At 29.5% G+C, this 1,309-nt stretch carries 2 protein-coding genes and 1 pseudogene; 2 read left to right on the plus strand and 1 reads right to left on the minus strand.

All coding sequences use genetic code 11. The annotated features are described in order from the left end of the window. Positions 1–111 precede the first annotated feature (111 nt). Together HG1285_RS18535 and mobB are read left to right on the plus strand one after the other, a co-directional pair. Complete coding sequence (locus HG1285_RS18535) at positions 112–612, plus strand: YkgJ family cysteine cluster protein (RefSeq protein ID WP_008289456.1); 501 nt, start codon at positions 112–114, stop codon at positions 610–612. Beyond that, on the plus strand, positions 609–1,112 hold the full coding sequence (mobB, locus tag HG1285_RS01180; RefSeq protein WP_008289457.1) for a molybdopterin-guanine dinucleotide biosynthesis protein B: 504 nt from the start codon (positions 609–611) through the stop codon (positions 1,110–1,112). Before HG1285_RS18535 ends, mobB begins: the two co-directional genes overlap by 4 nt. A gap of 36 nt (positions 1,113–1,148) precedes the next feature. On the opposite strand, the pseudogene HG1285_RS19295 reads toward mobB, so the two are convergent. Next, positions 1,149–1,309 (minus strand): annotated as a pseudogene (locus HG1285_RS19295) (Asp-tRNA(Asn)/Glu-tRNA(Gln) amidotransferase GatCAB subunit B); the annotation flags it as partial.

A 1,309-nucleotide genomic window follows, 5' to 3' on the forward strand; every position in this document is an offset into this window, starting at 1 on the left:
TTATATAGTTAACAATCCCCAGATTTAAAGGATATGAGGAGTATCAGATAAATATTCATAAAAATGTTTCAGAAAACGTAGAAGCTCAAAAGGGACTCGCCTGTGAAAAGGATGTGCTTACTGCTGCTACGGCTGGCAGGTAAAGTTAACTTAGCAGAGCTTTTTTTATTTTTAAAAGCTTTAAATAAACTTGATAATTCTAAAAAGAAGGAGATAGCACAAAAACTTGAGAAATTTAAAGATGAATATGATGAAAATACACCCTGCCCATTTTTAATAACTAACTTATGCAGTGTTTATGAAGCAAGACCTTTTGTATGCAGAACTTACTCATCTTATGACAAAAAACTTTGTGAAGAAAAAACAACTTTTGAATTTCCATCATTTATTGAAGATATAATAAGGGACATCATAATACCCATGGAAGATAGTATTACAGAAGAATTTAAAGTTTTATTTAACACTAAAACTTCTATTAAAAATGTAAAATTTGATAAAAAAAATGAAGTTTTTTATGTAAACATTTTTGATTTTGTTAAAATATACACTATTGATAATGAATACAGGCTTGAGCCTTTAAAACTTTACAAAAAATTTGCAGGAGAACAATGAAAATAATAGGAATAGTAGGTGCCCATAACAGTGGTAAGACCACATTTATTGAAAAAGTTATAAAAAAACTTAAAGAAAAAGGTTATAAAATTGTTGCCGTAAAACATGACCCTAAAGGAAAGGCAAAAACAGATACAGAAGGAAAAGACAGCTGGAAATTCCAGCAGGCAGGGGCTGACCAGGTTGTTTTAGTCTCTCCAAATAAAATAACAACCTTTAACAAAACAAAAAACGAGCTAACACCTTTTGAAATAGTTGAGAAATTTGCAGACAAATCTGCAGATTTAATAATTCTTGAGGGTTTTAAATGGTATAAAGGTTTTGACAAGTTTGAAGTTATAAGGAAAGATGAAAACAGAGAATTGATGTTAAAGGACAACCCAGAGCTAAAAGGAGTTATTACAGACTATTATGATTTTGAGCCTTCTTTTGATATAAACAATGAAAATCAGTTTATTGAGTATTTGGAAAAAGTATATCTAAAAAAATCCTGTATTTAAAATTTAAAAACCTACAGCTTTAAGCTGTAGGTAAGTCTATCTGTTTAAAATTTCACTTAATATTTTATTAACAATTTTTGGATTTGCCTTTCCTTTAGTTGCTTTCATTACCTGACCAACAAAGAACCCTAAAAGTTTAGTATTTCCGGCTTTGTATTTTTCAACTTCAGCAGGATGGTTGTTTACAACTTCTTCAA

The sequence above is a fragment of the Hydrogenivirga sp. 128-5-R1-1 genome (assembly GCF_000171895.1).